The sequence below is a fragment of the Bradyrhizobium sp. genome, assembly GCF_049581145.1.
GTDB lineage: Bacteria > Pseudomonadota > Alphaproteobacteria > Rhizobiales > Xanthobacteraceae > Bradyrhizobium.
This window is the reverse complement of record NZ_JBAURI010000819.1, coordinates 1-5,225: the sequence shown is the minus strand read 5'-3', so window position 1 is coordinate 5,225 and position 5,225 is coordinate 1. Positions and strand designations below refer to the sequence as shown.

General features: G+C 65.2%; 6 protein-coding genes and 1 pseudogene. All 7 read right to left on the bottom strand.

Annotated features, from left to right (window positions below):
- A pseudogene (locus tag WCB02_RS26880) lies at positions 1 to 521 on the bottom strand (alpha-D-ribose 1-methylphosphonate 5-triphosphate diphosphatase); the annotation flags it as partial.
- Positions 522 to 536: 15 nt separating this feature from the next.
- The gene (gene phnL, locus WCB02_RS26875; RefSeq protein ID WP_423962788.1) at positions 537 to 1,235 is read right to left on the bottom strand and encodes a phosphonate C-P lyase system protein PhnL; all 699 of its coding nucleotides are present in this window, start codon (positions 1,233 to 1,235) and stop codon (positions 537 to 539) included.
- Positions 1,236 to 1,243: 8 nt separating this feature from the next.
- Complete coding sequence (gene phnK, locus WCB02_RS26870) at positions 1,244 to 2,044, bottom strand: phosphonate C-P lyase system protein PhnK (protein ID WP_423962787.1); 801 nt, start codon at positions 2,042 to 2,044, stop codon at positions 1,244 to 1,246.
- The gene (locus WCB02_RS26865) at positions 2,037 to 2,921 is read right to left on the bottom strand and encodes an alpha-D-ribose 1-methylphosphonate 5-phosphate C-P-lyase PhnJ (RefSeq protein ID WP_423962786.1); all 885 of its coding nucleotides are present in this window, start codon (positions 2,919 to 2,921) and stop codon (positions 2,037 to 2,039) included. The genes phnK and WCB02_RS26865 overlap by 8 nt, the downstream gene beginning before the upstream one ends.
- Positions 2,918 to 4,021 carry a carbon-phosphorus lyase complex subunit PhnI gene (locus tag WCB02_RS26860; protein WP_423962785.1) on the bottom strand — a complete coding sequence of 368 codons (1,104 nt, stop codon included), beginning with the start codon at positions 4,019 to 4,021 and terminating at the stop codon, positions 2,918 to 2,920. Before WCB02_RS26860 ends, WCB02_RS26865 begins: the two co-directional genes overlap by 4 nt.
- Before the next feature lie 3 nt (positions 4,022 to 4,024).
- The gene (phnH, locus tag WCB02_RS26855) at positions 4,025 to 4,633 is read right to left on the bottom strand and encodes a phosphonate C-P lyase system protein PhnH (RefSeq protein WP_423962784.1); all 609 of its coding nucleotides are present in this window, start codon (positions 4,631 to 4,633) and stop codon (positions 4,025 to 4,027) included.
- A gap of 5 nt (positions 4,634 to 4,638) precedes the next feature.
- A complete protein-coding gene (phnG, locus tag WCB02_RS26850; RefSeq protein WP_423962789.1) occupies positions 4,639 to 5,052 on the bottom strand; it encodes a phosphonate C-P lyase system protein PhnG in 414 nt (137 codons plus the stop codon).
- Between the last annotated feature and the right edge of the window lie 173 nt (positions 5,053 to 5,225).

Sequence of the window (5,225 nt, the reverse complement as noted above, 5' to 3'; positions counted from 1 at the left end):
GGCGTGTGATCCATCAACGACATCAGCCGCACGTCGGGGCGTCCGACCAGTTCGTTGGCGTCCTGGACGACGGTCGGCATCGGGATTTCGCAGCGCAGATGCAGGAAATGATCGGCGCGCAACAGGTCGGCGTCGCGGGCGGACGCAATGGCTTCCGCCAGCAGGCTGGCGCGGCCATCGACCTCTTCGGCGCCGTCTTCGCGCCAGACCCGCAGCGAATCCAGGACCGTCGTAATGCCGCAGGTCGCGAGCTGGCCGTCATAGGAGATGACGGCCGCAACCGGATCCCAGAACACTTTTGGCCGCGGCACGTAATGCGCCTCGAGATGATCGGTGTGCAGCTCGATCAGGCCGGGCATCACGAGATCGCCGGCCGCATCCAGGCTGCCGGCTGGTGCCGTGCCCTCGCCGATTTCCGCGATGCGACCGTCCGCGACGGCGATCCAGCCGCGCTCGATCAGCCGATCGGCGAGCACGATCCTCGCATTGCCGATGACGGTCTCTGACGGCGGTGCAGTCATCTCGATCATCTTCCCTCACGCCGCGGCGGCGAAACCGGTCACGTCGACGATGCGGTCGGCGATCAGGCGACGCACCTCGTCGTCATGCACGATCGCGACCATGGCAACGCCGGCACGCTTTTTCTGGTCGATCAGGCCGACCACCACCTCGCGGTTGGCGGCGTCGAGCGAAGCGGTCGGCTCGTCCAGCAGCAGAATCGGATGGTCCGAAATGAAGCCGCGCGCGATGTTGATGCGCTGCTGCTCGCCCCCCGAAAACGTCGATGGCGGCAGTGACCACAGCCGCTCCGGAATGTTGAGGCAGCGCAGCAGATTGCCTGCCCGTTCGCGCGCATCTCCGCGCGATGTGCCGGTCGCCAGCAGCGGCTCGGCGACGACGTCGATGCTCGGCACCCGCGGCACCGCGCGCAGGAACTGGCTGACATAGCCGATCGTGCTGCGGCGCACGTTCAGGACGTCCCTGGGCCGGGCGCTCGCCAGATCGAGCGGCGCACCCTCGTGCAAGACGCTGATGCGGCCGCCATCACAGCGATAATTGCCGAACATCATCTTCAGGATCGACGACTTTCCCGCGCCCGAGGGCCCCGCAAGCACCACACATTCGCCGGCATGGACGTCAAAAGACACCCCGCGCACGACCGGCAGCTTCACACCGCCCTGCAGATGCATGGTGAAGGTCTTTTCAGCGTTGGTGATCTCGATCATAGCAGGCATTGGCGTGCTCATGGTGGCAGAATCGAAGAGACGAGCAGTTGGGTATAAGGCTCACGCGGGTCGTCGAGCACCTGGTCGGTCAAGCCGGTCTCGATCACCCGGCCGCCCTTCATCACCATCACCCGGTGCGACAGCAATCGCGCCACCGCGAGATCATGGGTCACGACGATTGCAGCCAACCCCAATTCGCCGACGAGACCTCGCATCAGGTCCAACAGCCGCGCCTGCACCGACACATCGAGCCCGCCGGTCGGTTCATCCATGAACACCAGGCGCGGTTCGGTGACGAGATTGCGGGCGATCTGCAGCCGCTGGCGCATGCCGCCGGAATAGGTCCGCGGCGCGTCGTCGATCCGCGCCACATCGATCTCGACCCGCTCCAGCCAGGACGACGCGGCCTGCCTGATCCGGCCATAATGATTCCAGCCCACCGCCATCAGCCGCTCGCCGACATTGGCTCCGGCGGAGACCGCCATGCGCAGACCCTGCGCCGGGTCCTGATGCACATAGCCCCAGTCGGTCCGAAACAGAAAGCGCCGCTCGGCTTCGCCAAGCGAAGCGAGATCGCGCAACACGCCGTCACGCATCCGGTAGGAGACCCCTCCTGAGGTCGGCGCCAGCTGTGCGGACAGTAGTTGCAACAGCGTCGTCTTGCCCGAACCGGACTCGCCGACGATCGCCAGGACCTCGCCCGGATAAAGCGCGAAGCAGACGTCGCGGCAGGCCGTCAGCCGGCCGTAGGTCTTGCCGAGCGCGTCGGCCACCAGCAGCGGCTGGTCGTCCTGTTTGGCGCCTCGCGTTTCAACCATGCGCCTTCTCGTTGTGCGGAGCGGCGCTCTCGCTGCCGCGGTGGCCTTCGGCCTGCCGGCGCTCGCAATAGTCGGTATCGGAACAGACGAACATCCGAGCGCCCTGGTCGTCGGTGACGATCTCGTCGAGATAGGAGTCGTCGGCGCCGCATAGCGCGCATGGCGCGTCGAAACGATAGCGCGTGAACGGGTGATCCTCGAAGTCGAGCGAGACCACCGAGGTATGCGGCGGGATCGCATAGATCCGCTTCTCACGGCCGGCACCGAACAATTGCAGCGCCGGACAGTGGTCCATCTTCGGATTGTCGAACTTCGGCGTCGGCGACGGATCCATCACATAGCGCGCATTCACCTTCACCGGATAGGCATAGGAGGTCGCGATATGGCCGAAGCGCGCGATGTCCTCGTAGAGCTTGACGTGCATCAGCCCGTACTCGCCGAGCGCATGCATCCGCCGCGTCTCGGTCTCGCGCGGCTCGAGATAACGCAGCGGCTCGGGGATCGGCACCTGATACACAAGCACCTGGCCGGCATGCAGCGGCGCTTCCGGAATCCGGTGCCGGGTCTGGATCACGGTGGCATCCGCAGTAGAGGTCGTGGTCGCGACGCCGGCGGTCTTGGCAAAGAACTTGCGGATCGAGATTGCATTGGTGGTGTCGTCGGAGCCCTGATCGATCACCTTCAGGATATCGTGGGGCCCGAGGATCGCAGCGGTCACCTGCACGCCGCCGGTGCCCCAGCCATAGGGCATCGGCATTTCGCGGCTGGCGAACGGCACCTGATAGCCGGGAATCGCGATCGCCTTCAGGATGGCGCGTCGGATCATCCGCTTGGTCTGCTCGTCGAGATAGGCGAAGTTGTAGGACGGCGCGTTCATTCGGCGGCCTCCCGCAGCGCCGGCTGGCCTTCAGCTTCGGCAAATTCCTTGCGCAGCTTGCGCAAGAGGCCAAGCTCGGACTGGAAGTCGACATAGTGCGGCAGCTTTAGATGCTCGACGAATCCCGTCGCCTGCACATTGTCCGAATGCGACATCACGAACTCTTCGTCCTGCGCCGGCGCGACCACATCCTCGCCGAGCTCGCGCGCGCGCAATGCGCGATCGACCAGCGCCATCGACATGGTCTTGCGCTCGCTCTGCCCGAAGGCCAGGCCATAGCCGCGGGTAAAGCACGGCGCTTCGGTTGCCGAGCCCTTGAACTGGTTGACCATCTGGCATTCGGTCAGCGCGAGCGCGCCAAGCGGCACGGCAAAGCCGGCGTCTTCTGCGAAAAACTCCACCTCGACCTCGCCGAAACGGATTTCGCCGGCGAACGGATGATTGCGGCCATAGCCGCGCTGCGAGGAATAGCCGAGTGCCAGCAGGAAGCCTTCGTCGGCGCGCGCCAGATTCTGCAGCCGCAGATCGCGGTCGGCGGGGAAGCTCAGCGGCTCACGCGTGAGATCGCCGACCGGCGCGTCCGCCGTGGCTTCCGGCGACGGTTCGATCAGGCCATCGCGGCCAAGAATATCGGTGACGCGCGGCGTTGCGGCCGGCGCGGCCTCCGAGTGCGCAGGCGGCTCCGGAACAAAGCCTTCGGCGAGCTGCGGATCGAGCAGCCGATGCGTATAGTCGAAAGTCGGGCCCAGGATCTGGCCTCCCGGGATATCCTTGAAGGTCGAGGAAATCCGCCGCCGCACCTGCATCGTACCGGTGTCGACCGGTTCGGTCGCTCCGAAGCGCGGCAGGGTGGCGCGGAAGGCGCGCACCAGGAATATCGCCTCGATCATGTCGCCGCGCGCCTGCTTGATCGCGAGCGCCGCAAGCTCGCGATCATACAGCGAACCTTCGCTCATCACCCGATCGACGGCGAGAGCAAGCTGCTCGGAGATCTGGGACAACGAGAGTTCGGGAATCGAGCGATCGCCGCGGCGCTGATGCGCCAATAGACGATGGGCGTTCTCGATGGCGCGCTCGCCGCCCTTGACCGCAACGTACATGCATCAACCTCCGTTGGCGACCAGCCGCGTCGTGCGCGGGATCGCGACAATCCTGTCGTCTGCGACCAGCACGACATCGATGCCGCGCGGAAACAAGCCGGCGTTGCCGGCGAGACGATCGAACAGATCCACTGGTTCGATCGTGGCCCGCAACATGGCTGAGCCGTCGATGCCGGGGCCGCGCAAGTGATAATCGCGTCCTTTCGTCAGGCTCTCGACCTGCAGGATCAACGTCGTCGAGCGGTCCGGATATTCATTGGTCCCGAATGAAAACCGCTCCAGATCGCCAAGTGCGCGGGCTTCGCCGATCAGCGCGAAACTGGCGATCGAGGAGTCGGCAACCACCGGGGCACCGCTGTGGAATTTGAGCCATTTGGCGATTTCGGGCGTTTCCGACATCCGCGCGTCAAGCCAGATCGGCGTATCGTGATCGAACAGCGTCAGCGCGATGGCCGCCGTTCCCCGCATCACCGACGGCGGCGTCCCGACGGAAGCCACGACCTGCTGCACGCTGCCGGGGCGCGCCATCGCATCCATGACCGAGCGGAAGGTCGATTGCGCCGATATCACCTTATCGGCAAATCCCGCAGGCAGTTCGGCGATTGTCGTCATCCCCTCTAGCCCTCCCCGCGCACCATTGTATAGAAGTCGACCCGTGTCGCCGCGGCCTCTTCGGCCTCCTGGTTGCGTCTGGCGAGCATGGCGTCGCGCAACGGCGCGATCACGCTGCTTTGGACGCGGCCGGCAAAATTCTCGGACTGCATCAAGGCATCGCACAGCGCGATCATCCGCGCCTTCTCGAGGTCGCGGCCGAGAGTATACCCAAAACCGACCTCGCCGCTCGCAAGCCTGACGGCCGCGCGCGACACCGTCGCCTCGCCGAGATTGAAGGCCGCGCCATCGCCGCCGATACGGCCGCGCACCATCACCAATCCGTTCTCGGGCTCACGCAACGCCTCGTAGGGCGGCGGCCCGACGGCCTGAAGCCGTCCGGCGATCTCGGCCGCAGTCGCATGCGCCAGCACGGCCATCGCCGCCTTGCGCCGCGCCAGGTTGCGGCTGCGGTCTTTCTCGTCTTGTTCCAGGTCGCTGCGCACGGTGTTTCTTGCTCGACTGAAGTTGTCTATGATAATAGACAACTTGACACGAAACGCCAATGACCGTTTCGTGACAGACGAATGATAGTCCCGATGCCGTCCAAGAG